The following is a 26,290-nucleotide window of genomic DNA, read 5'->3' on the forward strand; positions in this document are numbered from 1 at the left end:
GCCCGCACATGGAGTAGTTGAGCTGGACGGGGTGACCATCCCGAAGGGCGATCCGATCCTGGTCAACTACGCCGCCGTGGGGCGAGGCCGAGGCGCGCGTCGCCGCCCTGCTGCGGTCGAGCGCCACGGCGCTGGACGCCCGGCTGACCCCGCAGCCGCTGGCCGTGACGGAGGAGACCGTGGCCGCGCTGGCGGCCCTGCGCGAACTGGCGGGCGCCGACGGTGTGCTGGCGGGCGCCCTGTGCGAGACGGCGGCCAACACGGTGTGCAACGCCGTGCTCGCCACCCTGCGCACCCCGGGCCTGGCCGACCGGCTGGCCGGCGACCCGGACCTGGCGGACCGGATCGTGGCGGAGACCCTGCGCACCGCGCCCCCGGTCCATCTGGAGAGCCGCTGCGCCACTGCCGGGCGGACGGTCCACGGCACCGCGATCGCGGAGGGCGACGAGGTGGTGGTGGCCGTCGCGGCGGCCAACCGGGACCCGGAGGTGTTCGCCGGGCCCGACCGGTTCGACGTGGACCGCGCCGCCGCGCAGCCGGCCCTGGTGTCGGGCCTCGGCTGCCGGGACGGCCTGGAGGAGTTCGCCGCCCGGCACGCCGTCGCGGCACTGCGCGCCCTCGCCGGGGCGCTGCCCGGAGCGGCGCTCGCGGGCCCCGTGGTCCGCCGCCGCCGTTCGCCCGTACTGCGGGGCATCAGCCGGTGCCCGGTCGAGATCTAAGGACTGCCGATGCGCATCGTCTTCTCCTCCATGACGAGCAAGACCCACTTCTATCCCCTCGTCCCGCTCGCCTGGGCCTGCCGCGCGGCCGGGCACGAGGTCCGCGTCGTCGGCTCACCGGGACTGACCGAGATCACCACCGCCGCCGGTCTGACGGCGGTGCCCGTGGGCGAGGACGTCGACCTCGCCGGGCACATGAGCGCGGTCGGCGAAGACATGATCAAGTACGTGCGGTCCCTGGACTTCGCCGACGAGACGCTGGCGCGTGCGTCCTGGGACCACCTGCTGGGCATGCAGACCGCCCTCACCCCCAACCTCTTCGCCCTGATGACGCCCGACTCACTGATCGACGGGATGGTCGAGTTCTGCCGCGCCTGGCAGCCGGACCTGCTCATATGGGAACCGCTGACCTTCGCCGCCCCGATCGCGGCCAAGGTGACCGGAGCGGCCCACGCCCGGCTGCTGTGGGGCCCGGACATCACCACCAAGTCCCGCCGCGCCTTCCTGGACCTGCTCGGCCGGCAGGAACCGGAGCACCGCGAGGACCCCTTCGCGGAGTGGATCCAATGGACCCTGGACCGGCACGGGGTGGCGCCCGAGCCGGACTTCGACGAGGAGATGGCCGTCGGCCAGTGGACCATCGACCCGGTACCGGCCAGCATGCGCCTCGACCTGGGCCTGCCCACCGTGGGCATGCGCTACGTCGACTACAACGGCCCCTCCGTCGTCCCGGACTGGCTGCAGAAGCCGCCCGGTAGGCGCCGGGTGTGCCTCACGCTCGGCGTCTCGGGCCGCGACAGCGGGGTGGAGGTCATCACCACCGACGAGCTGCTGGACGCCGTCGCCGACATCGACGCCGAGTTCGTCGCCACCCTCGACGCCCACCAGCTCGAATCGGTCGCGCGCGTCCCCGACAACGTCCGCACCGTCGACTTCGTCCCGATGCACGCCCTGCTGCCCACCTGCGACGCGGTCGCCCACCATGGCGGCCCGGGCACCTGGCACACCGCGGCGATCCACGGCGTGCCGCAGGTCCTGCTGCCCCACGGATGGGACACGGACGAGCGGGCCCGGATGGCGGAGGAGACCGGCATGGCCGTGTCCCTGCCGGCCGGGAAACTGACGGCCGACCGGTTCAGGGAAAGCGTCGTCCGGGTCCTGGAGGACCCGGCATTCCGCGAGGGCGCGGCGAGAGTGCGCGACGAGATACTGGCGGAACCGGCGCCGACGGAAGTCGTCGGTGTGCTGGAGGAAATGACCGTGGCGCACCGCCGGAAAGGCTGACCGGAACCGCGGAATTCGAGGTGTCGAAAGGCGGTCACAGCTCCCTCGTAACTCGCTAGTGAACAGGTCGAGTTGGGGCGGATGAGCCTTGTGGCGCCGCTGGCGATCTTGCTAGGGTCGCCGCGGATATCGAGATCGCGTCGCTCAAAAAGAATGGACGTACTGCGGCGTCTTCGCGCCGGGAATTCCCGGCCGTGAAAGACGCCAGATGCGGGGAAGAGGAAAATGAGACGAATAATATGGGTGCCCTCCGTATTTCTGGCGGTTCTGGCGCTCCTCAGTCTGGGCGCCGCCCCCGCATCTCCCGGCCGTACCGAGAGCCGGGCCGACCGTCTCGTCGCGCAGATGACACTGGACGAGAAGCTCTCGTTCGTGCACTGGGACTACGACACGACGGACAAGACGGCCCCGGTCCACCTGCCGGGCGTCCCGCGGCTCGGCATTCCGAAGGTGCGCGCCACCGACGGGCCCGCGGGCGCGACGATCGGCCGGCCGTCGATCGCGATGCCCGCCCCCGTCGGTCTCGCCTCGTCCTTCGACGAGGAACTCGCCGAGAAGTACGGACAGGTGCTGGGCCGCGAGGGCCGCGCGTTCAACCAGGACGTGATCTTCGCCCCGATGGTGAACAGCATCCGGGTGCCGCAGGCCGGCCGTAACTTCGAGACGTTCAGCGAGGACCCGCTCGTCACCGGGCGCACTGCGGCCGCCGAGGTCAGGGGCATCCAGAGCCAGGGCCTGATGGCGACGGTCAAGCACTACGCCGCCAACACCCAGGAGAACAACCGCATGGGTGTCGACGTCCAGGTGGACGAGCGCACCCTGCAGGAGACGGAGCTCCCCGGCTTCGAGGCCGCCGTCGAGGCCGGCGCCGCCTCGGTGATGTGCGCCTACAACAAGGTCAACGGCGAACCCGCCTGCGGCAACGGGAAGTTGCTCAACGACATCCTGCGCGAGCAGCTCCGATTCCAGGGCTGGGTCACCTCCGACTGGCTGGCCACCCAGAGCACGGACGCCATCACCAAGGGGCTCGACCAGGAGCTGGGCATCGACGTGGCCGTGGCCATCCCGCCCGGCGGCGAGGTCCCCGGCGGCAAGTACTTCGGCGACACCCTCAAGGAGGCCGTCACCGACGGCACCGTCCCCATGGCGGTCCTCGACCGGGCGGTGAGCCGCATCGTCGGGCAGATGGACCGCTTCGGCCTCCTGGACGAGAACCAGCCGCCGCGGCCGGAGCGCGATGTCGCGGGCGGCACCGCGGTGGCCGAGGAGATCGCCGAGTCCGGCGCGGTGCTGCTGCGCAACCAGGACCGGACGCTGCCGCTGGACGCGGCCACCACCGACGATCTCGCGGTGATAGGACCCACCGCCAAGACCCCCAAGGTGACGGGTCTCGGCAGCTCCTACGTCGTCCCCGACGCGGCCACCGCCCCGCTGGACGCCATCACCGGGAAGCTGGGGGAGGACGCGCACGTCTCCTGGGCCGTGGGCGAGGAGATCGAGGGCGAGACCATTCCGGCGTCCGCCCTCAACCCGCCCTTCACCGGGGGCACGGTCCTGCAGCCCGTCGAGAGCGGCGTCATCTACGACGGCGAGCTGACGGTTCCCGAGGACGGGCTCTACCGCATCGCGGCCCGCGTCACCGGCGGCAACGGCGCCATCCAGATCGACGACGGCACGCCCATCAGCGTCGGCGAGGTCTTCGGCAAGCTCACCAGCGTCCCGCTGGAGCTGACCGCCGGCACGCACACCGTCCGGATCAGCGGCGGCGCGGTCGTCGACCAGCCGATGACCCTCGACCTGCGCTGGGTGACTCCCGACCGGGCCCGGCAGGCGATCGACCGGGCCGTCGAGACGGCGCGCGAGGCCTCCACCGCGGTGGTCTTCGCCTACGACGACGGCGCCGAGGGCAGCGACCGCACCTCCCTCTCCCTGCCCGGCCGCCAGAACGAGCTGATCGAGGCCGTCGCGGCCGTCAACCCCCGTACGATCGTCGTCCTGAACACCGGGTCGTCCATCACCATGCCCTGGCTGGACGAGACCCGGGCGGTCCTCGACATGTGGTACCCGGGCCAGGCCGGGGCGGAGGCCACCGCCGACCTGCTGTTCGGCGACGCCGAACCGGGCGGCCGGCTCACCCAGACCTTCCCCGCCTCCGAGCAGGCCACCCCGGTCGCGGCACACCCCGAGCGCTACCCCGGCGTCGACGGCGTCGTGCGGCAGACCGAGGGCATCCACACCGGGTACCGGTGGTACGACCGCGAGGGCGTCGAGCCGCTCTTCCCGTTCGGCCACGGGCTGTCCTACACGTCCTTCGCGTACGAGAACCCGGCCGTGCAGCGCGCGGCCGACGGCTTCGACGTCGACGTGACGGTGCGCAACACCGGCGACCGGGCGGGCAGCGACGTGGTGCAGGTCTACCTCGGCCCCAGCCCGGAGCTCCGGCTCGACCAGGCGGTCAAGGCCCTGGCCGGCTACGAAAAGGTGGAGCTGGAACCCGGAGAGTCCCGGCGCGTGCGCGTCCACGTGGCGGAACGTGCCCTCCAGTACTGGGACACGTCGGCCGGCGGCTGGCAGCTCGCCGGCGGCGAGCGCCGCGTCCTCATCGGCTCCTCCTCCGACGACATCCGGCTCACCGGGAGCGTCCAGGCCGACCGGCCCGCCCAGAGGACGCGGTCATGACCGGCGGCGAGGCCCCGGACCCGTACGTACGCCTCGGCCGGCTCGCCACCCGGGTGAGCCGGCTGTGGCTCGGCACCGTCAACTTCAGCGGCCGGGTCGCGGACGACGACGCCCTGCGTCTGCTGGACGAGGCCCTCGACCGCGGGATCAACTGCGTGGACACCGCCGACATCTACGGCTGGCGGGTGCACAAGGGCCACACCGAGGAACTGGTCGGGCGCTGGCTCGCCCGGGGCGGCGGCCGCAGGGACAGGGTCGTCCTCGCCACCAAGGTCGGCGGCGAGATGAGCGACCGGGCCAACGACGGCGGCCTGTCCGCCCGCCACATCGTCGCCGCCTGCGAGCAGTCCCTGCGCCGCCTGGGGGTCGAGTGCATCGACCTCTACCAGATGCACCACATCGACCGCGCCGCACCCTGGGACGAGGTGTGGCAGGCCATGGACCTCCTGGTGGCGAGCGGCAAGGTCTGCTACGTCGGCTCCTCCAACTTCGCCGGATGGCACATCGCCGAGGCGCAGGCGAGCGCCCACCGCCGCAACTCGCTGGGCCTCGCCTCCGAGCAGTGCCTGTACAACCTGGCGGTCCGCCACGCCGAACTGGAGGTCCTGCCGGCCGCACACCACCACGGCCTAGCGGCCATCGCCTGGTCACCGCTGCACGGCGGCCTCCTCAGCGGCGTACTGGCCAAGCTGCGTTCCGGCACCGCCGTCAAGTCCGCCCAGGGCCGGGCCCAGACGCTCCTGCCCTCGCTGCGCGGCGCCATCGAGGAGTACGAGGACTTCTGCCGCGGCATCGGGCAGCACCCCGCGGAGGTCGGCCTGTCCTGGGTGCTGTCCCGGCCGCACGTCACCGGTGCCGTCATCGGGCCGCGCACCGTCGAGCACCTCGACTCCGCGCTGCGCGCCGCCCGCCTCACCCTCGGCGACGCCGAACTCGCCGCTCTCGACCGCATCTTCCCGCCGGTCGGCCGGGGCGGCCCGGCCCCCGAGGCCTGGGCCGCCTGACGGCCCGCCACCCGGTCTGCACCACCCGCGACCACCGAACGAAGGGACCGACCGCATGACTTCCGGAGCACAGGCCAACGAGGAGAAGGTCGAGGACAAGGTCGTCGACTTCTACGACAACTTCACCGAGGTGTTCAGGGACCTGTGGGGCGACAACCTGCACGTCGGCTACTGGCACGACGCCTTTGACGAGGCCCCCATCACCAAGGCCACCGACCAGCTCACCGACCAGCTCATCGCGCGGCTCGCTCCGCGGCCGGGCCAGCGCATCCTGGACGTCGGCTGCGGCGTCGGGGAACCGGCCTTCCGGCTCGCCCGGGCGGCCGACGTCGAGGTCGTCGGCGTCTCCATCAGCTCCTACCAGGTCGGCCGCGCCAATGAGCGCTCGCGCGGCCTGGGCCTCGCCGACCGCGTCGGCTTCCAGCACGCCGACGCCGCCGAGCTTCCCTTCCCCGACGCCTCGTTCGACGGGGCCTGGGCGTTCGAGTCGCTGATCCACATGCCGGACAAGGAGAAGGTCCTGCGCGAGATCAAGCGCGTACTGCGCCCGGGCTCGACGCTCGTCCTCGCCGACATGTTCAGCCAGCCCGACACGGAGCTGACGTTCCAGGACATCATCACCACCCCGGAGATGACCGACTACCGCGCCGTCATCGAACGGGCCGGACTCGTGGTGCGGGACTTCACCGACATCACGGCCAACACCCTGGCCCCCCAGCCGGTGCGCGAGCGCATCGCGGCCGATCTGCTGGCGCGCAAGGACGACGTCATCCAGATGACCGGCCCCGAGGAGTTCGAGCGGATGGTGGACGGCGTGCGGGTCCCCAAGGCCTACGGCTACCTCCTCGCCACGGTCACCACCGACTGAGAAACGGGCACACGATGGTCATCACTCAGTGCCGCGTCTGCGGCAATCACGAACTCGTTCCGGTGCTCGACCTGGGCGAGCAGGCGCTGACCTGCGTCTTCCCCAAGAGCCTCGACGAGCAGGTGCCCGCGGTCCCGCTGGAGCTGGTGAAGTGCTCGCCCGCCGGCTGCGGCCTCCTGCAGCTGAGGCACACCCCCGATCCCGGCCTGATGTACGGCGACGGCTACGGATACCGCCCGGGCATCCGGCCCTTCATGGTCAACCACCTCCGGGGCAAGGCCGTCGCGGCCGCGGAACTGACCGGCCTCGAGCCGGGGGACGTGGTCGTCGACATCGGCAGCAACGACGGCACGCTGCTGCACCAGTACCCCGTCGAGGGGCTGCGGCTGGTCGGCATCGACCCCTCGGGCGAGAAGTTCCGCGACCACTACCCGCCCGCCGAGCTGATCCCCGAGTTCTTCTCCCGCGAGGTCTTCACCGAGCGCTACGGCAGGCAGCGCGCGAAGGTCGTCACGACGACCGGAATGTTCTACGACATACCGGACCCGCTGCGGTTCATGCAGGACATCCACGCCATCCTCGACGAGGACGGAATCTGGACGACCGAGCAGAGCTACATGCCGGCCATGCTCGAGGCCAACGCGTACGACGTGGTCTGCCACGAACACCTGGAGTACTACGCGTTCCAGCAGATCGAGTGGATGGCCGAGAAGGTGGGCTTCACCGTCCTGCGGGCCGAACTCACCGACGTCTACGGCGGCAGCCTCTCCGTGACCCTCGCCAAGAACCCGGGCCGCCACCCGCGCGACGAGGCTTCCCTGGTCGCGCTGCGCGAGCGCGAGGCCGCCGCGGGCCTGGACACCCTGGCCCCCTACGAGGCGTTCGCCCGCCGGGTCCGCCGGCAGCGCGACGAGCTGCGGGCCTTCCTCGACGACTCCCGCGCGGCCGGCCTCGTCACCTTCGGGTACGGCGCGTCGACCAAGGGCAACGTGACCCTGCAGTACTGCGGCATCACTCCCGAGGACCTGCCCTGCATCGGCGAGGTCAGCGAGGAGAAGGACGGCCGGTTCACCCCCGGCACCGGAATCCCGATCGTGTCCGAGGAGGAGGCCAAGTCCCGCCGCCCCGACCAGCTCCTCGTCCTGCCCTGGATCCACCGCGACGGCTTCGTCGAGCGCGAGCGGGCGTACCTGGAGGGCGGCGGCAGGCTCGTCTTCCCGATGCCGACCCTCACCACGGTGAGCGCCTGACCGGGCCCGCCTGCGACACGCGACTGCAACGGAAAGGGACACCGCAGTGCCGACCGACACCTCGACCGCTCTCCCCAGCCTGGACAGCGATCTCTTCCACATCGACCAGTACGAGGCCTACGCCGCGCTCCGCGAGCAGGGGCCGGTGAGCAAGGTGAGCTTCATCGGCCGGGAGGCCTACCTGATCACCCGGCACGCCGAGGCCAAGGCCGCCCTCGGCGACCTGCGGCTCAGCAACGACTTCAAGAAGCAGCCCCCCGAGGTGGAGCTGCCGACCTACCACGGCATCCCCGAGGACGTCCGGCCCTACTTCGCCAACAACATGGGCAGCAACGACCCGCCCGCCCACACCCGGCTGCGCAGGCTCGTCGCCCGGGAGTTCACCGCGCGCCGGGTGGAGTCCATGCGCCCCCGGATCGAGGAGCTCGCCGAGCGGCTGCTCGACGGCCTCACCGGCCAGGCCGAGGCCGACCTGGTCGAGCGCTTCGCCTACCCGCTGCCGATCACCGTGATCAGCGAACTGCTCGGCGTCGAGGAGCGCTACCAGGGCGACTTCGGCCGGTGGAGCAACGAGTTCCTGGTGATCGACGCCGAGCGGGTGGAACAGCGCGAGCAGGCGGCCCGGGCACTGGTCGGCTTCATCCTCGACCTGATCGAACGCCGGCGTGCCGACCCCGGCCCCGACCTCCTCTCGGCGCTGATCGGCGTCCACGAGGAGGACGAGGACCGGCTCAGCACCGACGAACTCGCCTCGGTGGTGCTGATCCTGCTCATCGCGGGCTTCGAGACCTCGGTGAGCCTCATCGCCATGGGCACCTACCTGCTCCTCACCCACCCCGGAGAGCTGGCCAAGGTGCGCCGGGACCCGTCGGTCCTCCCCAACGCCGTGGAGGAGATCCTGCGCTTCCTCGGCCCCGCCGAGATCACCACGCGGGGGTCGCTCGAACCCGTCGAGATCGGCGGCGTCCTCATCCCGGCGCACAGCACCGTGCTCATCGCGGGCGCCGCGGCCAACCGCGACCCCCGGCGGTTCCCCGACCCCGAGCGGTTCGACGTGACGCGCGACGCCGGCGGGCACCTGTCCTTCGGCCACGGCATCCACTTCTGCGTGGGCGGCCCGCTGGCGCGCCTGGAGGCCGAGATCGCGCTGCGCGCCCTCCTCCGGCGCTTCCCCGGCCTCGCCCTGGCGATCGAGCCGGAGCAGGTGCGCTGGCGCCGGTCCTTCCTGCGCGGCATCGAGAGCCTTCCCGTGAGGCTGGGCCGGTGACCACCGGTGACTCCTCGCCCGGGACCTGGCTGCGGCGGTTCGGCCCGCCGGCCGAGGGGGCGCTGCGGCTCGTCTGCTTCCCGCACGCCGGGGGCGGCGCGAGCAGCTTCCACTCCCTCGCCCGCGCCCTGGGCCCCGCGGCCGAGGTCCTGGCGGTGCAGTACCCGGGACGGCAGGACCGGCGGCACGAGCCGCCGCTGCCGCGGCTGAGCGAGCTGGCCGACCGGGCCGCCGAGGCGGTGGACACGCTGGACGGGGCACCGTACGCCCTGTTCGGCCACAGCCTGGGGGCGCTCGTCGCCTATGAGACGGCCCGGCGCCTGGACCGCTCCGGCAACACCCCGCGCCGGCTGTTCGTCTCCGCCCGCTGCGCGCCCACGACCGGGGCGGGGCCGACCGACGGTCTCGAGGACGACGCCGCGCTGCTGGCCGAGGTCCGCAGACTCGGCGGCGGCGACGCGCTCGACGACCCCGAGGTGCAGGCGCTGGCGCTGCCCGCGCTGCGCGCCGACTACCGGGCCCTGAGGTCCTACACCTGGCGGGACGGGCCCGGCCTGCGCTGCCCGGTCACGGTGATGACCGGCACCGAGGACCCCCTGTGCGCCCCCGGGGAGGCGACCGGCTGGCTGCGGCTGTCGGTCGTCCCCGGGCGCTCGCGGGTCTTCACCGGAGGCCACTTCTATCTTCAGGACCGTGTCACCGAGGTGGCCCGGGCCGTCCTGACGGACCTCGGACTCCGTACGCCCGAAGCCGCCCCGGCACCCGCGGCCGCCGCTCGATGAAGGGAAGACCCGTTGCGTTTGCTCGTCACCGGCGCCGCCGGATTCATCGGGTCCGCCTATGTGCGCAATGTGCTCGCCGGAGCGTACGGCGACGCCGGCGACGTGCGGATCACCGCCCTGGACAAACTCACCTACGCGGGCAACACCGCCAACCTCGCCGAGGTCCTCGGCCACCCGGGCCTGACCTTCGTGCAGGGCGACATCTGCGACGCCGCGCTGCTCGCCGACCTCGTCCCGGGCCACGACGCGGTGGTCAACTTCGCCGCGGAGAGCCATGTGGACCGGTCGATCGCCGGCGCGGAGGACTTCGTGCGCACCAACGTCCTGGGCACGCAGGCCCTGCTGTCGGCGGCGCGCGCGGCGCGGGTGCCCCGGTTCGTCCAGATCTCCACCGACGAGGTGTACGGGTCGATCGAGACGGGCTCCTGGACCGAGGACTGCGCCCTGCTGGCGAACTCGCCCTACGCCGCGTCGAAGGCCGGGGCCGACATCCTGGCGCGCTCCTACGCCCGCACCTACGGCATGGACGTGAGCGTGACCCGCTGCAGCAACAACTACGGCCCCCGCCAGTTCCCCGAGAAGCTGATCCCCCTCTTCGTGACCAACCTGCTGGAGGGCAGGCAGGTGCCGTTGTACGGGGACGGCCTGTGCGTACGCGACTGGCTGCACGTGGACGACCACTGCCGGGGCGTGCAGCTCGTGCTGGAGAAGGGCAGGGCCGGCGAGGCCTACAACATCGGCGGCGGCGAGGAGCTGACCAACCTCCAACTCGCCCGCCTGCTGCTGCGGGAGTGCGGAGCCGGACCGGAGCGGATCACCCACGTACCCGACCGGCCCGGCCACGACCGCCGCTACTCCGTCGACGACAGCAGGATCCGGGAACTCGGGTACGCCCCGCGCGTTCCCTTCCGGGAAGGCCTGGCCCGGACGGTCGACTGGTACCGCGACCACCCGCAGTGGTGGAAGCCGCTGCGCCACGGGCCGTCGGCCGCGGCCTGACAGCCGCACCCGAGGGCGCCGAACGGCCCGGGCAGATCCTGCCCGGGCCGTTCGGCGCGGTGGGGACGGTGCGGTCAGCGGCCGTCGAGGGTGAAGCGGTAGAGCTTGTTGTTGTGGCCGCTCAGACCCTCGCCCACGTTGGAGATGTAGTAACCGGAGCCCCAGTACACGCTGCCGTCGACCACGGCCGCCCCGCCCCAGACGGAGCCGCCGCTGGCGAAGTCCCACAGGATCTCACCGGTCTCGCCGTCCAGCGCGTACATGTTGGTGCCGCTGGGCGCCGACGAGCCCGCGTACATGACGCCGTTGGCATGGGTGACGAAGCCGCCGTCCAGCCACTGGCCCTCCTTGCCCTGCGGGTCGGCGGTCTGCCACTCGATCTCGCCGGTGGCGGCGTCGACCGCCGCGAAGAAGCCGCTGCTCACCGTGGACTCGGTGCCGTCGGCGGCGGTGATGGTCCAGGGCAGGTGATCACCGTTGCTGATGCCGGCGTAGATGCGCCTGCCGTCCGTGGCGCTGCCCCACTGGATGCCGCCCAGCTTGCCGCCGGGGCCGACCTGGGTCTGCCACACGACCTTGCCGGTGGCCGGTTCGAGGGCGTAGTAGACGCCGCTCTTCTGGCCTATGCCGAGCAGGTCCTTCGGCTTGCCGTCGATCTTCGTGGTGTAGAGGTTCGGGGCGGAACCGAAGTCGAAGTCCGGGCCCTGGTCGGGCTGGTACATCATCCAGGCGTCGGCGGTCAGGGTGTGGTGCGCCCATCTGATCTTGCCGGTCCTCAGGTCCAGGGCGAGCACGCTGTCGAAGTGGTCGTCCTCGGCAGGCGGGGTGCAGCCGGTCTCCTTCGGGTGCCTGCAGACACCGGGCGGCACGGTGTAGTTGTTGCCCGTGCCCACGAACACCAGGCCGGTCTTGTGGTCGACCACGGGCTGGCTGCCCCACACGGCGGCGCCGGTGTAGCCCTCGGGGACGGTGTACGTCTTCCACAGGATCTTCCCGGAGCGGGCGTCGACCGCCAGGACCGCGCCGCGGAACTCCGGCTTGGCGGACAGGGTCGACGCCTTGGAGGACGTCCCCACGTAGACGACCCCGTTGTCCACGGTGGGGGAGGAGGTGATGACCGTCGTCGGGTCGTCGTCGACCTTGGTCATCCACTGCTTCTCGCCGGTCTCGGCGTCGACGGAGATGAGGTACGCGCCCTTCATCGCGGCCGTCGTCAGCGTGCCGGTGCCGATGTAGAGGCTGCCCTTCCAGTACGCGGGGCTGGTCCGGGACATGTGCCCCTCGACGCCGTCGTAACCGGTGATGGTGCGCGACCAGACCTCCTCGCCGCTGTCGGCGTCGATGGCCCACAGCCTGCCGCCCCAGTCGGGCACGTACACGGTGCCGTTCACGACGGTGGGGGTGGCGGAGACGTCGCCGTCGGTGGTGAAGGTCCACTTCGGCGCCAGCCGGTCCACGTTGCCCGTGCCGATGGTGCGCTCGGTGGCGGCATGGCGGGTGTTGTGGTTGTTCTGTCCCGCGCTGGCCCACTGGGGCTTCACGGGCACGCTCCGGGCCTCGAAGAGCCCGGCGCCGCTCGCGGCGGGGGCACCGGTCGCGGCGGACGCGACGGTGGCCAGCATGAGGGCGGCGCAGCCGGCCGCCGCGACGGACAGCCGCCGCCACAGCCTCCGGCTCGGTGCGGACCGTCGTCTCGTACCGGATCTCATGGAGTGATCCCCTCGTTCCTGTTCGGGCGGCCGGCCGGATCGCCGGCCACGTGTGGTGCGGTCTGCGGGGCGCGCGGTCACGGCGCGGCCGCCGCGGGGGCGTCGGTCCAGTCGGCGACCCGCACGCCGACGACGCCGGGGGCGTCCTCGGCGCCGACGGCGCTGCCGGAGAGCTGCTGGAGGAACTGACGCGCGGGCGCGTTGCGCCGGGTGGGCCGGTAGGCCAGCCGCAGGGTGCGGCAGCCGGCCGCACGGGCCTTCGCGCTCAGCAGCCGCAGCATCCGCGTCTCCACCTGGCGGTTGAGGACCCGGCAGCTCAGCAGGAAGACCGGAACGTGCAGCACGTCACCGTCGGCCTGCGCCAGCACGAGCCCGACGGTGCCGTAGTCGCCGAAGACGTCCCGGACCCGCACCGTCCACCCCTGGCCGACGCCGTCGAGCAGCCGCCGCAGCTCCGGCACCGTGAAGGCGGTGCCCGCCAGGGTGAACTGCGTGGTCCGTGCCGTGAGCTGGGCCGCCCGGTCGAGCGCGGAGTCCGACAGCTCCTCCATCGTGACCTCGATGGCGCAGCGGGCCAGGAACTCCTCGTAGTCCGCGACGGACCGCTCCAGGGCCCGGCGCTCCGGCTCGGCCCCGTACCAGTCGGCCCGCAGCCGGTCCTCGTCGGTCACCGTGAGCTGGTCGAAGGCCGTCTCACGGGCGAGCTGCCGCGGTGCCGCGTCCGCGTCCCGGGTCAGTTCCACCACGGCGACCTCGGGAAGCTGCGCGCGCACCGACGCGCATTCCACGGCGTCGTCGTCGACGAAGACGAACGAGTTCAGCGCCAGCCCCAGCTCCTGGGAGAGCTCGTACAGGTACTGGGCCTTGGGCTGCCAGCCGATCCGGTGGGCGGTGACGTCCCGCATGGTGAGGACCATGTCCGGGTGCTCGTCGAACACGGCCCGGACGTCCGCCTCCTCGTTGCGGCTGCACAGGCAGAGCAGCTTGCCCCGCGCGCGCTGGTCCAGCATGAACTCCTGGACCGCGCGGCGCCCCGGGCCGATCTCCACCCCGAGCGGTCCGTCCTCGCCGCACACCCCGGCCCACAGGGTGTTGTCGCAGTCGAGCACCACGACCTTGCGGGGCCTGGTCCACGTCGTGGCGGCCAGCCGCACCAGCCAGTCGGCCAGTGCGTCGAAGTACTGGTCGGAGTAGGGGAGGTGGGCGATGCGGTCGGCGTACTCGTCGTGCGTCTCCGGCACGTCGTAACGGTCCGCGAGGTCGTCCAGCGGCACGAGGTGCACGCCGGGGAGCGGGCCGACGGCCTCGGTGATCCGCCGCGCGGCGGACTCGGTCCGGCGCGCCGCGACGGGGTCGGCGAGGGCGCCCGGCGACGGCGGGGTCAGGGCCACCAGCCAGGTGGCCGCGCTGCGGGTGGGTACGGCGGACAGCACCGCGAGCAGCTCGTCCAGCAGCCGGTCACCGGCCGAGGGGTCACCGGCGCCCCGGTACAGGTCCTCGGCCCGCAGCAGCACGACGTTCACCCCGGTGTGGTCCAGCAGCACGCTGCCGGGGTCCAGCATCGGCTCCAGGAGCTGCCCGTACGGCGCCGCCCGGACCTCGCCCCCGGTCTCCCGCAGCCGCCGGGCCATGGCGTCCCTGAGCCCGTCCGAGGTGAAGGTCGCGGCGAGCGCGATGCCCGGACCCTTCGCGTCGCTCATGCGGTCCGGCCGTTCAGGTGGGCGCGGACGGCCGCGGCCAGTCCGGCGGCGGTCGTGTCGTTGCCGAGCGCGTGCACGGGCAGCTCCACGCCCAGTTCGCGCCAGAGCCGCGACAGCACGCGCACGGCCCGCATCGAGTCCCCGCCCAGCGCGGCGAAGGGGACGTCCGGGGCGACCACGTCCTGGCCCAGTATCCCGCGGAACGCCTCCAGCACCGTGCTTTCCACGGCCTTCAGTTCGTTCGCTTCCATCTTGAGAAAACCCTCGTTCCGGCCGTGACCGGCCAACGCATATGGCGGAAAGGTGAAAGAGGAGAAACAGGCCGACGGCCGTCGCCGGGCGGCCGGAAGCCGACCTCGGGGACCGCTCGTCGGGCGCCGCACGACGGATTCGGGAGCGTACCCGTTCGAATTCTTCGGTGCAGCGTGCACCCTGCCGGTCGTGTCCTGTCAATTGCAGGCGCTCGAGAATCACTTGAGTCTGTCTCCGGGCGGCGCCACATCCCAACACCGCGCGCAGGTACGTGCGTTACGATGCCGCCCGCGGTCGCTGCCCGTCCACCGATCTGCCAGGACCCGGATTCACTGGCACCACCCGAGTCGAACGAGGAGAAACAGCCATGCGCAAAAACGGGTTGGCCGGTCTCATCCCCCTGTACTTCATCATCCTGATCGACAACTTGAGCGTCAGCCTCATCATTCCGGTACTGATCCCCATCTCCTACGACGCCGATATCGGCATCATGAGCAGCGGCGGAACCGGTACCCGTGACCTTTTCTACGGAGTCGCCATCGGCAGTTATTCACTGGCGATGTTCCTCGGCGCCCCGCTGCTCGGCTCGCTGTCCGACCACCTCCGCCGCAAGCAGACCCTGGTGCTGTGTCTGCTGGGGCTGGCCCTGGGCTACGCGCTGACCGTCTGGGCGCTGCTGCGCCAGGACGTCGTCCTGTTCGTCGCCGCGCGGGTGATCGGCGGCCTGTTCTCCGGCAGCCTGCCGGTCGCCCAGGCGGCGATCCTGGACGTCACGCCGAAGGAACGCCGCGTGAACTCCATCGGCCTGATCATGTTCTGCGTGTCGACCGGGTACGTGGTGGGCCCGCTCATCGGCGGTTACCTGAGCGACTCCACCCTGGTCTCCTGGTTCGACCTCAAGACCCCGTTCCTCTTCGTGGCCGGCATCACGCTGCTGAACCTGCTGGTCCTGCTCGTGTCCTACCGCGAGGAGCCGGCTCCCCGGCCGGCGGGGCGCATGGCCTTCCCGAACCCGGTCAGGCACTTGGCGGAGTCCTTCGCCTTCCCCGGGGTCAGGACGCTCTCCGCGGCCCTGCTCCTGATGTCCCTGGGCTGGACGGCCTTCTTCCAGTTCATCGGCCTGTACCTGACGGCGAACGAGGGCTTCGACCAGCGCGCGGTCACCAACCTCATCTCGGTGGTCGGCGTGGGCCTCGCGGCGGCCTTCCTCTCCCTGGTGCCGCTCTCGATGAAGTACCTCGAACCGCGGGTCGCGGTGGCCGGAGCGCTGGCCGGGATGACCGTGTGCATCGCCGGCACCGCGCTGACCGGCTCGACGGCCGTGCTCTACGCCCTGTGCCTGGTGGGCGCGGCCACCTACGGCATCTCCTACAGCGGCCTGGTGGGCATGATGTCGGCGGCCGTGGACGACGGCCACCAGGGCTCCGTCATGGGCACGGCCGGCGCCATCGCGGCCCTCTCCGCGGGCCTGTCCGGCGTCGTCCTCGGTGCCGTCGACGGATCCAGCGCGGTGCCCGTCCTCTCCGCGGCCGTCTTCGCCTTCCTCGCCTTCCTGCTGTTCGCCGTCAAGCGGGCGGGCGGCGGCTCCCGTGAGCAGGCGCGCGAGAGCACGGACCGGACCCCCGCCCCCTGACGGCGCCCTCCCGGGCGGGGCCGTCCGGGAGCAGGCGGTACCCGGGCCCGGTGGCCGTCCTCGGCACCGGGCCCTTGTCACCCCCGGCCGGCCGGGACCGGGGCGGCGGCCTCCTCGCCGATCAGATGGGGGACCCCGCCGGCGGGCACGGGCTCCAGCAGGCGGCGCACCAGCCGCGCCGCCACCGGTTCCACCGGCCCGGCCGTCTCCCGGGCACCGGGCGAATTCGTCTGCTCGGTCCACAGCATCCCCGGCCGCGCGAGGAGGAACGCCACACCGGGACGGTGCCGGGCGGCCCAGTGGACCAGGCCCTCGACGGCCGACTTGGCCGCGACGTAGTGCGGCCAGTCGCGGGGCGGCTCGCGCAGGGCGGCCGAGGAGATCACCAGGCACCTGCCCCGCCCCGGCTCCAGGAGCGGGAGCAGTCCTGCCATCGGCGCGCTGACCAGCCGCAGCGAACCGGTCAGGAACGCGTCCATCCGCTCCAGGTCGGGGGCGGCCAGGCCCAGCGTGCGCAGGGGCGGGGCCGCGCTGCACACCAGGAAGCCGAGCCGGCCGTGCTCGCGCTCCACGCGGGAGCGCAGTGCGTCGCTCCAGCGCGGGTCCGCGGCGTCGCCGGGCACGGAGATCAGCCGCCCCGGCAGCCGGCCGGCGTCGGCGAGCAGCGTCTCGGGCAGCGTGCCCCGGTGCCCGACGTAGACCTCGCACCCCTGCGACGCCAGGGCCAGGGACAGGGCCGCGCCGAGTCCGCGGCTGCCGCCGACGACGACGGCCGAGGCGCCCCGCAGCCGGGTGGACGGGCTCAGGTGCGGGCTCAGCGCGGCCGCCGTGGCGAGCGGAGCGGGCGTGCGGACCAGCGCCTCGATCTCGGCCTCGGCGACGACCGCGCCGTCCGCCGTGATCTCCCCGACGATCGACACCAGTCCGAACCGGTGGTCGGCGTGGACCACGCGGGCGGTGTACGACAGCCGCGCGGGACCGCGCGCGGCGACCGGGAGAAAGCGCAGCGCCACCCGGCCGAGCAGGCAGTTCTCTCCCGGCAGGCGCATACCGGCCAGTTGGCTCGACCACAGCAGGCAGGCCAGCGGCGTCCGCCCGAGCAGCCGGGCGGCGGCCGGGAACCGCCCGCACAGCGCGTCGATCCCGTCCGGGCCGTACGCACCGGACACCGCGGTGCCCGGCGGCAGGTCCGCGATCGTGTGCCGGGGCGCCGACCGCGCCGGTGGTGTGGGCAGCGGGTCCAGGTCCGGCGGGGCGCCGGGGCGGACCCGTACGGTCAGACAGGTGCGGTCCCCGTCGAGCAGCCGGCAGCCGGTGCCGGCCCGGGTCCCGTCCAGCGCCTCGGAGCGGTACCGCACCCCGGGGAAGACGGGATTGCCGAAGTCGGCCTCGACGGCCGTGACGCCCGTCCCGTCCGGCGTCTGTTCCTCCAGCGCCGCCAGGGCCGCGAGGACGCCGTGTGCGACGGTCCGGCCGAAGGGCGTGCGGCGGGCGTGATCGGGCGAGCAGTGCAGCGCGTTGCGGTCGCCGCTGACCCGCGCGAACAGGGCCACGTCGTCTTCCGAGAGCAGCACGTGTCTACCTTTCGATGAGCGCGTCGAACGGACGCCGCGAGACGGGTGGACGCGGAACGCCCGAAAGCACTCGGGCGGAATTCCCGCAGGGCCGGACACTTGATATCCGCTTGAGCCGCGGTGTTGCCGCGGGTGTTCAATCGCGGTCCGGGAGCAGTTGAACACCCGGCAGCGCAATGCGCCCGGAGCCGCTGGTGGCAACTGATTCCCGCACGGCATTATGCGCGCGGTGGGGCGCTGCCCCGCAAGCTCGACCAGAATTCGAGTGCAGGCGGTCCGGAGCGGTGTACCAATTGTTCGACGGCCTGGGCGGTTGAAAGGTCTGTGTGCATGTCGGAGCGTCAGGCGAGCGCCTACGAGCGTTTTCAATGGTATCGGTACCAACAGCATCCCGATGACCCGGGACTCACCATCAGTTATGTGTACGCGCTGACCGGCGACGTCGACACCGGCCGTCTCGACGAGGCGCTGCGGGAAGTGGTGTCCACCGCATTCCCGCGACTTCTCAGCTATTTCACCGAAGTCGGCGGACAACTGGTGGCGAGGAGCCGTCCGGTGCCGCGGCGGGTGCTGCGGCGCTGCGAGCGGCAGGACGACCTGCTCGACTCCGGCGGCATCGACCCGACCGGCCAGGAGCTCTTCCGCTTCCGTTTCTGGCGGGCGTCCGAGGAGAGGCTGCTGCTCCGCCTGGACTTCAGCCACGTGGTGTTCGACGGCGGCTGCTACGCGCCGTTCTGCGCCGCCCTCAGCGCCTGCTGGCAGGGCGAGAGCCCGGTCCTGGAGCGGTCGTTCGGCGCGGTGCCGCGGTCCGACGCCGCCGGGGACGCGGCCTACTGGCGGTCGATGCTGGCGGGCCGCCGGCTGCACCAGCCGCTGCCCTTCTCCTCCGCGCCGTCCCACCGGGCCGGCCGCCGCATCACGGTCAAGGAGACGATCACCGGCGAACAGGCCGCGGACATCCACCGCTTCCTGCGCCGGCACGAGCTGAGCCCGCTCCAGTTCGTGGTCGGCGTCACCGGTGCCCTCGTGCACGCCTGCGGCGACGACGACCAGAGCGTCGTGGTCGCGCACACCGTCGACACCCGGGCGTACGGAGCCCCCTACGGCTGTCACACCAATCTGCTGCCGCTGTGGCTGGACGCCCCGGCGGAGCGGTCCGCGCTGTCGGTGCTGGAGCAGGTGCGCGCGCAGCGCGAGGAGCTGCGGGACCACCAGGACTTCCCGACGGCCGACCTGCTCGCCCTGGCCGCGGCCGAGCAGGGCCCCGCGGCGATCCGGGGCGGCAGCGCGCTCAACCTCGTGGTGAACTCCTCCTCCGCGATGCTGCCGACCTCGGTGCCGCGGCTGAGCGGGGTGGACGTCGACTGGGTCCGCAAGCCCGACACCGGCAGCTCGAGCGAGCTGAGCGTCAACTTCAGCTCCGACGAGCAGGGCATCCACCTCTCCTTCGACTCCTCCACCCACGTGCTGTCCCCCCAGGCCCTGTCGGCGCTGGCGACCAACTTCCTGCGCATGGCCCGGTTCATGGCCGCCGAGCCGCACCGGCCGCCGTCGCAGTGCGATCTGTCGCGCCCGCTGGAACCGGTGGCCGAGGGGGCCGTCCGGACCGACCCGGCCCACCAGGGCCTGGGCGAGGCCCTGGCCGAGGCCGCGGGGCGGCACCCGGACCGGGTGGCCGTCGTGGACGACCACCGGTCGCTCACCTACGGTGAACTGCTCGGCGCCGCACAGCGGCTGGGCCGTTCCCTGCCCCCCGGGGAGCGGCCGGTCGGCGTGTTTCTGGAGCGGTCGGCCGCGATCCCCGTCGCCTACCTGACCGCGCTGGCGCTGCGGCGCACGTTCGTACCCCTGGACCCCCGGCTGCCCGACGGCCGGCTCGCGTACATGGCCGAGACCGCGGATCCGGGCGTCGTCCTGGTGGACGCGGCGACCCGGGACCGGGCGGCCCGGCTGTTCCCCGGCATCCCCGTGCGGGAGGTGGACGGCGCGCTGCCGGGCGCGTCCCCCGAGGGTCCCGGCCTGCGGCCGGGCGACGCCCGGCCGGCGGCCCCGGCCGACGCCGGCCGCACCGCCTACGTGATGTTCACCTCGGGATCGACCGGCAACCCCAAGGGCGTGGCGGTGAGCGAGGGCAACCTCGTCAACTTCCTGCACTCCGTGCGACAGGACCCCGGTATGCGCCCGGACGACCGCATCGTGGCCCTGACCCCGGTCGGTTTCGACATCTCGCTGCTGGAGATCCTCCTGCCGCTGCTGTGCGGCGCGAGCGTCCGGGTGCTGTCCGACGAGGCCAGGACCAGCGGAGCCGCGCTGGCCGGGCACATCGACTCGGGCGGGGCCACCGTCGTCCAGGCCACACCGTCCACCTGGCGCATCCTGAAGGCCGTCGGCTGGCGGGCGAAGCGGCCCATGACCCTGCTGTGCGGCGGGGAGGCACTGGACCGCGACCTCGCGGAGTACCTGCTGAGCCAGAGCGCGGCGGTCTACAACATGTACGGCCCGACCGAGGCGACCATCTGGGCGAGCTGGCAGCGCGTGACCGACGCCGGACACGTCCACCTGGGAGAGCCCGCGCACAACACCCGGTACTACGTGGTGGACGCCGACGGGCGGTCCGTCGCCCCGGGCATGCGGGGCGAGCTGATGATCGCCGGGGACTGCGTGGCCCTGGGGTATCTGAACGCCCCGGCGACGGCCTTCGGCACACTGCCCGACGGCACGCCCTCCTACCGGACCGGTGACCTGGTCCGCTACGAGGGCCCGTCGCACCTCACCTACGTCTCCCGCAAGGACAGCCAGCGCAAGGTCAACGGCCACCGGATCGAACTCGACGAGGTGGCGGCCGCGGTGGCGGCCCAGGCCCCGTCCGCGACCGTCGTCGCCGTCGTGCGGCCGGAGCCCGAGCCGCACCTGCGCTGCTTCGTGTGGCTGCCCGCCGCCGAGGACTTCGACGCCGCGGCCGTGCGGGAGCGCTGCCGGGACACCCTGCCGTACTACATGGTGCCGCAGGCCGTGCACCGGCTGACCGCGGTCCCGCTGACGGCCAACGGCAAGACCGACGTCAAGAAGCTGAGCGAGGCCCCCCTGTCCTCGCTGGACCTGTACCCGCAGGACGAGGCACCCGCGCCGGCGGCCGACGGGGAGCGGGCCGCACCGGACGCCGGCGGGGCGGACGGGCAGGACCTCCTCGCCGAGCTGCGCCGGCTCGTCGCCGGTGAACTGGGCCTCCCGGAACCGGACGCCGACCGGCCCCTGGGGTACCAGGGCGTCACCTCGCTCGGCTACAACGTCCTCGCCGCCCGGATCAGCGAACGGTACGGGGTCGTCGTCCACGCGCACGACTTCTACCGCATGAACACCCTGCGCAACGTCGCCGAGACCGTCGCGCGGCTGTCCGGCGGCCGGCCCGAGGGGCGGCAGGACACCCGGCCCACGGCCGCGCCGCGCCCCCGGGCGACGGCGGACCGGCCCGGTGCCGACGGCCGCCTGGCCATCGTCGGCCTCTCGGCGGTCCTGCCCGGCGGGCCGGACCCCGAGGCCTTCTACCGGAGTCTGCTCGACGGCAGGGACTGCGTCGGGCCGGCCGGTGCCGAGCGCGGACTGCCCGGCGAGGTCGCCGGGTTCCTCCCCGGGGTCAAGGGCTTCGACGCCAGGTTCTTCTCCATCTCGCCACGGGAGGCGAGCTGGATGGACCCCCGGCAGCGGCTGCTGCTGCAGTCCGTCTGGCACACGCTCGAGGACGCCGGGTACGCCCCCTCCGAGCTGAGCGGCTCGCGCACCGGCTGCTACATGGCGGCCACCGGCAACGACTACGCGCTGCTCCAGGCCAGGGCGGACGCGCGGCAGATACCGTACTCGCTGGTGGGGCACTCCCTGAGCCTCATCGCGGGCCGCATCTCCTCCTGGTTCGACTGGCACGGCCCCTCCACGGTCCTCGACACCGCCTGCTCCGGCTCCCTGGTGGCACTGGTCAAGGCGTGCCGCGACCTGCGCGCCGGGGTCTGCGACGCGGCCGTGGTCGGCGGCGTCAACCTGATCCTCGACTCCCAGATCAACGAGGGGCTCCGCTCCGCGCGGTTCCTCTCCCCCGACCACCGGTGCGCGGCCTTCGACGCCTCGGCCAACGGCTACGTCCGCGGCGAGGGCTACGGAAGCTTCCTGGTCAAACGGCTGGAGGACGCCCTCGCCGACGGCGACGACATCCGCGCGGTGATCGAGAGCGTGGCGGAGAACCACGGCGGCCGCGCCAACTCGCTCACCGCCCCGAACCCGAACGCGCAGCTCAGCCTGCTCCTGGACGCCTACACCCCCGAACTCGCCGCCCGCACCGGGTACATCGAGACCCACGGCACCGGCACGGTGCTGGGCGACGCGATCGAGATCGACGCGCTGAAGCGGGCCTGGGAGCACCTGGTGCCGCGGCCCACGGGGCGCCGCGTCCGGCTCGGCGCGGTCAAGTCCCACATCGGGCACCTGGAGCCCGCCGCGGGGATCGCCTCCGTGACCAAGGTGATCAAGGCGTTCGAGCACCGGGTCCTGCCGGCCAACCTGCACTTCCAGGAGCTCAACCCCGGCATCGACCTGGAGGGCCGGCCCTTCGAGGTGCTGCGCAAGAACGTGCCGTGGGACGACGGCACCGGATCGGTGGCCGGCATCAGCTCCTTCGGCTTCGGCGGCACCAACGCGCACGTCGTGCTCTCCGCGCCGCCGGGCCCGCCCGCCCGGCGCGGCGGCGCCCCCGCGCAGCCCCGGCTGGTACCGCTGTCCGCGCGCACCCCGCAGGCGTTGCGCAGACTGACGGCCGGCCTGCTCGACCACATCGAGCGGACCGGGCCGCTGCGGGACGAGGACCTGCTCGACCTCTCGTACACCCTGTGCCGGCGGGAGCACCTGGCGTACCGCCTGGCGTGGTGCCCGTCCACGGCCGACGAGCTGGTGCACGCGCTGCGCACGGCGGGCGAACCGGTCCACGCGCCGCCGGCGGAAGGGCAAGAGGACGCGTGGCAGCCGACACCCGGGCCGGCCCGCGAGCGGTACCTGGCCGGCGGGACGGTCGACTGGCGGGGGCTGTTCGCACAGGACGAGCCGCGCAGACTGCGGCTGCCCGCCTATCCGTTCGAAGAGACCGATCTCTGGTTCACGGACGAGGGGGGAACGGCATGACGGCCGAAGCCGGCGTGGCGGCCGGCCGCGCCACGCACCCCGCCGCGGTGGAGCCGGCGGAGCTGCTCCCGGCCGGCGAGCCGGGCACCTTCCGGGTGCGCATCGACCCCGACCACACCTACCTGAGGGAGCACCTGGTGGGCGGCCGGCGGGTGCTGCCCGGTGTCGCCTGCCTGGAGATGGCGCTGCGCGGGGCCGCCCGGCTCCACCCCGGCGCGCGGACGTCGGCCATCAGGGACGCCGCCTGGCTGCGGCCGATCTCCGGTGACGAGCCGCTGGACGAACTCTTCGTGGCCTTCCGCTCCGCACCCGACGGGCGGACGGTGGACTACACCGTCACCAACCGCGGCGCGGTCTGCGGCATGGGCACGCTCCTGTCCGAGAGGCAGGACCGCGCCGTCGCGGTGGGCCTGGACGTGCGCGACGAGATCTGCGCGCACACCCGGTCCCACCTCACCCGGCCGGAGATCTACGCAGAGTTCTCGAACATGGGCATCGACTACGGCCCGTACTTCCGCCGCAACACCTATGTGCAGCGGCACGGACAGCGGGCACTGGCCTGGCTGTCGCACAACGACGGCACGCGAATGGGGCTGGTGAACCTCCTCGACTGCTCCTTCCAGTCGGGCATGGCGATCTCCATCGGAGAGCACCGTGACAGCTTGATGCCTTTCTCCATGGGGCATATGGTTTTTCACGCTCCGACGCGCATTCCGCTCGGCTCCGCTTTCGTCCTGACGGAAAAACTCTCTCCCTTCAGGACCAACTTCACGGTGTTCGACGAGGATTACGAACCACTTCTCTCGGTTTTCGACCTCGGTGTGAAACCCGCTCTTTGAATCCGGTGTCCTAGGCATAGGGGATTTTGTTGAGTCGCAACGAATGGCGAAGCGGAAATGATGCCGCGTCCGGTACAGCGCACCCCGGTGTCCCGCTGGTTCGCCGTGCCGCCGTGGACTCGATGGTGTTCGCCCCGCAGTGGACGCAACGCCGGCTGGACCCGCCGCGCGCCGGTGCGGACGGCCCGCGGACCTTCCTGGTGCCGCCCGGACAGCACCGGCTGCACCGGGAACTGACGGAGCGGTTCCCGCACGGCAAGGTGCTGCGGCTCGACGGCGCGGCGCTGGCCTCACTGGCCGACGCCCCGGCCCCCGACGAGCACGTGGTGTTCGTCAGCCGCACCTCATGGGCCGAGGACATCCGCGACGCGGACCTCACGGCCTTCCTCGGACTCGTCCACGCCCTCGACCGATGGCCGCGGGTCCGCCTCGACGTGTTCACCGACAAGGCGGTCCACAGCCCGCTGTTCCCGGCCGCCACGCATCCCGTGGACGGCGTGTACGTCGGCCTGGCACAGGCCCTCGCCAAGGAGCGGCCCGACTGGGCGGTGCGCTGCTTCTGCCTCGCGGACCTCACCGCGTCGTCGCTGTCCGCGGCCCTGGACCGGCCCCTGCCGACCGTGCCGGGCCGGCCCGTCTGCGTCCGCGGTGACGAGTACGCCGTCGCGTCGATGGAACCGGCGTCCCTCGGGGACCGGCCGGCCCGCCCGGCGTTCCGGACCGGGGGCACCTATGTCGTCCTGGGCGGCACCGGCGGGCTCGGGGGACTGCTCGCCGAGCACCTGGCCACCGTCTACGAGGCCGAGGTGGTCGTCATCGGCCGCCGTCCGGCCGAGGACTTCGCCCGGACCGCGCAGCACCTGCGGGAGTCGGGCGCCCGCGCGGTCCACTACCACCAGGCCGACCTGGCCGACGGTCCGGCGCTCCGGCGCGCGCTCGACGCCCATGAGGTCGTCCACGGCGTCGTGCACTCCGCGCTCGTGCTCCAGGACGCCGCTCTCGCCACCATGAGCGAGCAGGTGCTGCTCGACGTACTGCGCCCGAAGGTGCACGGCACCCGCCACCTGGTGGAGGCGCTGCGCGGCAGGGACCTCGACTTCTGCCTCTTCTTCTCCTCCGTCCAGGCTCATATCGCCAGTGCCGGGCAGGGCAACTACGCCGCCGCGTGTGTGGCCAAGGACGCCTACGCGGACCTCCTCCACCAGGCCCTGCTGATCGACGCCAAGGTCGTCAACTGGGGCTACTGGGGCGACATCGGGGTCGTCGCGAAGCCGGAGTACCGCAAGCGGATGGAAGAGCTGGGGATCGGCTCGATCGAGCCGGCCGAGGGGCTGGCGGTCATCGAGCGGTTCCTCGCGTCCGACCACCGACGGATCACGTGTGTGAAAGGAACGGAAGAGGCGTTGGAGCGCATGGGAATCACGCCGCACAAGCCCGTCGCCGCGGCACCGCCCGCCGGCTCCACGGAGGTCCTCGACGACGTGGTGCCGGCCTTCCGGGGCGACGACACGGACGTCGCCCGCAACCGGGACCTCTCCGAGCGGCTGGAGGCATACACCCGGTGGCGGCTGGGGCAGGTGCCGCTGCCGGGGACGACGATCGCCAAGTACGCGAAGCTGCGGGACGCCATCGGCGCGATGCCTGCGGCGCAGTCCCCGCCGCTCACCGAACTCCTGCGCGACTATCCGGAGCTGGAGGGCCATCTCAAGCTGCTCGACTGGTGCCTCGAGCATCTGCCCGACGTGCTGGGCGGCGCCACCGACGCGGTCGAGGTGCTCTTCCCCGACGGCTCCTTCGACCTCGTCGCGCCCGTCTACCAGAGCAACCCCATCGCCGATTACTTCAACCGGATCTGCGCGCAGGTCGTCGCGAACTACCAGCGCCGCTCGGCGGGGCGTCCGCTGCGCGTCCTGGAGATAGGCGCCGGGACCGGCAGCACCACCAAGTTCGTGCTGCCCGAGCTGGATCCGCGCGACGTCGACTACCACTTCACCGACCTGTCGTACGCGTTCCTGCACAAGGCCCGGGACGCCTTCGGCGGCGACTACCCGTTCCTCTCCTACGGGATCTGCGACATCGAGAACCCGCCCGAGCAGTACACCGGGTCCTTCGACGTCGTCGTGGCCACCAACGTCCTGCACGCGACGTCGAACGTCCCCGGAACGCTCCGGAACGTGCGCAAGGCGCTGCGGGAGGGCGGCATCCTCGTCCTCAACGAGATCACGGCACGGCAGGACTACGCCACGCTGACCTTCGGCCTCACCGACGGCTGGTGGCTCAGCGACGACCCGTACCGCATCGAGCACAGCCCCCTGCTCGGCAGCGACCAGTGGCGCTCGCTCCTGCACGAGGCCGGCTTCGGCGCCGTGCGGACCCACGGCGGCGACGGACAGCAGGTCCTCGTCGCGCTGGCCGGCGCGGCGGAGGAGCCGCGCACCGGGGCCACCGCCGCCGTCCCGGCCGCGGAGCCCGTCGCCGTCCCGGCCGCGGAGGCCGCCGATGTGCGGGAGCGGGTGGAGCGGTTCGTCCGTGAGGTGATCGCGGAGACGATGCGGTTCGACGTGGCCG

The 26,290-nt window shown here is 72.5% G+C and carries 17 protein-coding genes; 13 read left to right on the top strand and 4 right to left on the bottom strand.

Annotated elements, in window-relative coordinates:
* Positions 1-164 precede the first annotated feature (164 nt).
* From ABZ340_RS26385 to rfbB, 9 genes are all read left to right on the top strand, one after another.
* Complete coding sequence (locus tag ABZ340_RS26385) at positions 165-719, top strand: cytochrome P450 (protein ID WP_358784312.1); 555 nt, start codon at positions 165-167, stop codon at positions 717-719.
* 9 nt (positions 720-728) lie between these two features.
* The gene (locus tag ABZ340_RS26390; protein ID WP_358784313.1) at positions 729-2,003 is read left to right on the top strand and encodes an activator-dependent family glycosyltransferase; all 1,275 of its coding nucleotides are present in this window, start codon (positions 729-731) and stop codon (positions 2,001-2,003) included.
* A 225-nt stretch (positions 2,004-2,228) separates the two neighbouring features.
* A complete protein-coding gene (locus ABZ340_RS26395) occupies positions 2,229-4,682 on the top strand; it encodes a glycoside hydrolase family 3 C-terminal domain-containing protein (protein ID WP_358784314.1) in 2,454 nt (817 codons plus the stop codon).
* The gene (locus ABZ340_RS26400; RefSeq protein ID WP_358784315.1) at positions 4,679-5,686 is read left to right on the top strand and encodes an aldo/keto reductase; all 1,008 of its coding nucleotides are present in this window, start codon (positions 4,679-4,681) and stop codon (positions 5,684-5,686) included. Before ABZ340_RS26395 ends, ABZ340_RS26400 begins: the two co-directional genes overlap by 4 nt.
* Before the next feature lie 55 nt (positions 5,687-5,741).
* Complete coding sequence (locus ABZ340_RS26405; RefSeq protein ID WP_358784316.1) at positions 5,742-6,554, top strand: methyltransferase domain-containing protein; 813 nt, start codon at positions 5,742-5,744, stop codon at positions 6,552-6,554.
* A 14-nt stretch (positions 6,555-6,568) separates the two neighbouring features.
* Positions 6,569-7,804 carry a class I SAM-dependent methyltransferase gene (locus tag ABZ340_RS26410; RefSeq protein ID WP_358784317.1) on the top strand — a complete coding sequence of 412 codons (1,236 nt, stop codon included), beginning with the start codon at positions 6,569-6,571 and terminating at the stop codon, positions 7,802-7,804.
* A gap of 46 nt (positions 7,805-7,850) precedes the next feature.
* On the top strand, positions 7,851-9,071 hold the full coding sequence (locus ABZ340_RS26415; protein ID WP_358784318.1) for a cytochrome P450: 1,221 nt from the start codon (positions 7,851-7,853) through the stop codon (positions 9,069-9,071).
* Entirely contained in the window at positions 9,068-9,853 is a 786-nt protein-coding gene (locus ABZ340_RS26420) for an alpha/beta fold hydrolase (RefSeq protein WP_358784319.1), read from the top strand. The genes ABZ340_RS26415 and ABZ340_RS26420 overlap by 4 nt, the downstream gene beginning before the upstream one ends.
* A 12-nt stretch (positions 9,854-9,865) precedes the next feature.
* Positions 9,866-10,852 carry a dTDP-glucose 4,6-dehydratase gene (gene rfbB, locus ABZ340_RS26425; RefSeq protein ID WP_358784320.1) on the top strand — a complete coding sequence of 329 codons (987 nt, stop codon included), beginning with the start codon at positions 9,866-9,868 and terminating at the stop codon, positions 10,850-10,852.
* 74 nt (positions 10,853-10,926) lie between these two features.
* On the opposite strand, the gene ABZ340_RS26430 is transcribed toward rfbB, so the two are convergent.
* The 3 genes from ABZ340_RS26430 to ABZ340_RS26440 form a co-directional block, all read right to left on the bottom strand.
* The gene (locus tag ABZ340_RS26430) at positions 10,927-12,561 is read right to left on the bottom strand and encodes a PQQ-binding-like beta-propeller repeat protein (protein WP_358784321.1); all 1,635 of its coding nucleotides are present in this window, start codon (positions 12,559-12,561) and stop codon (positions 10,927-10,929) included.
* A gap of 77 nt (positions 12,562-12,638) precedes the next feature.
* Positions 12,639-14,261, bottom strand: coding sequence for an HAD-IIIC family phosphatase (locus tag ABZ340_RS26435; protein ID WP_358784322.1), 1,623 nt, complete (start codon positions 14,259-14,261; stop codon positions 12,639-12,641).
* Positions 14,258-14,512 (bottom strand): acyl carrier protein, encoded by a 255-nt coding sequence (locus ABZ340_RS26440; protein WP_358784323.1) that lies wholly within the window; start codon positions 14,510-14,512, stop codon positions 14,258-14,260. Before ABZ340_RS26440 ends, ABZ340_RS26435 begins: the two co-directional genes overlap by 4 nt.
* Positions 14,513-14,880: 368 nt before the next feature.
* Between ABZ340_RS26440 and ABZ340_RS26445 the strand changes: the two genes are divergently transcribed.
* Positions 14,881-16,146, top strand: a complete 1,266-nt coding sequence (locus tag ABZ340_RS26445) for an MFS transporter (protein WP_358784324.1) — start codon at positions 14,881-14,883, stop codon at positions 16,144-16,146.
* A 77-nt stretch (positions 16,147-16,223) separates the two neighbouring features.
* Here the strand turns inward: ABZ340_RS26445 and ABZ340_RS26450 are convergent, their stop codons facing one another.
* Positions 16,224-17,720, bottom strand: coding sequence for an SDR family NAD(P)-dependent oxidoreductase (locus ABZ340_RS26450; RefSeq protein WP_358784325.1), 1,497 nt, complete (start codon positions 17,718-17,720; stop codon positions 16,224-16,226).
* Positions 17,721-18,050: 330 nt separating this feature from the next.
* Here ABZ340_RS26450 and ABZ340_RS26455 point away from each other — a divergent pair, with 330 nt between their 5' ends.
* The 3 genes from ABZ340_RS26455 to ABZ340_RS26465 all read left to right on the top strand — a co-directional run.
* Positions 18,051-22,883: a beta-ketoacyl synthase N-terminal-like domain-containing protein gene (locus ABZ340_RS26455; RefSeq protein ID WP_358784326.1), complete on the top strand. Its 4,833-nt coding sequence runs from the start codon at positions 18,051-18,053 to the stop codon at positions 22,881-22,883.
* Positions 22,880-23,722 (top strand): polyketide synthase dehydratase domain-containing protein, encoded by an 843-nt coding sequence (locus ABZ340_RS26460; protein ID WP_358784327.1) that lies wholly within the window; start codon positions 22,880-22,882, stop codon positions 23,720-23,722. Before ABZ340_RS26455 ends, ABZ340_RS26460 begins: the two co-directional genes overlap by 4 nt.
* A gap of 122 nt (positions 23,723-23,844) precedes the next feature.
* Positions 23,845-26,290: SDR family NAD(P)-dependent oxidoreductase (locus ABZ340_RS26465; protein WP_358784353.1), on the top strand; the 2,446-nt coding region annotated here is incomplete at its 3' end.

This window comes from Streptomyces sp. NPDC006134, from assembly GCF_040628835.1.
Taxonomy (GTDB): domain Bacteria; phylum Actinomycetota; class Actinomycetes; order Streptomycetales; family Streptomycetaceae; genus Streptomyces.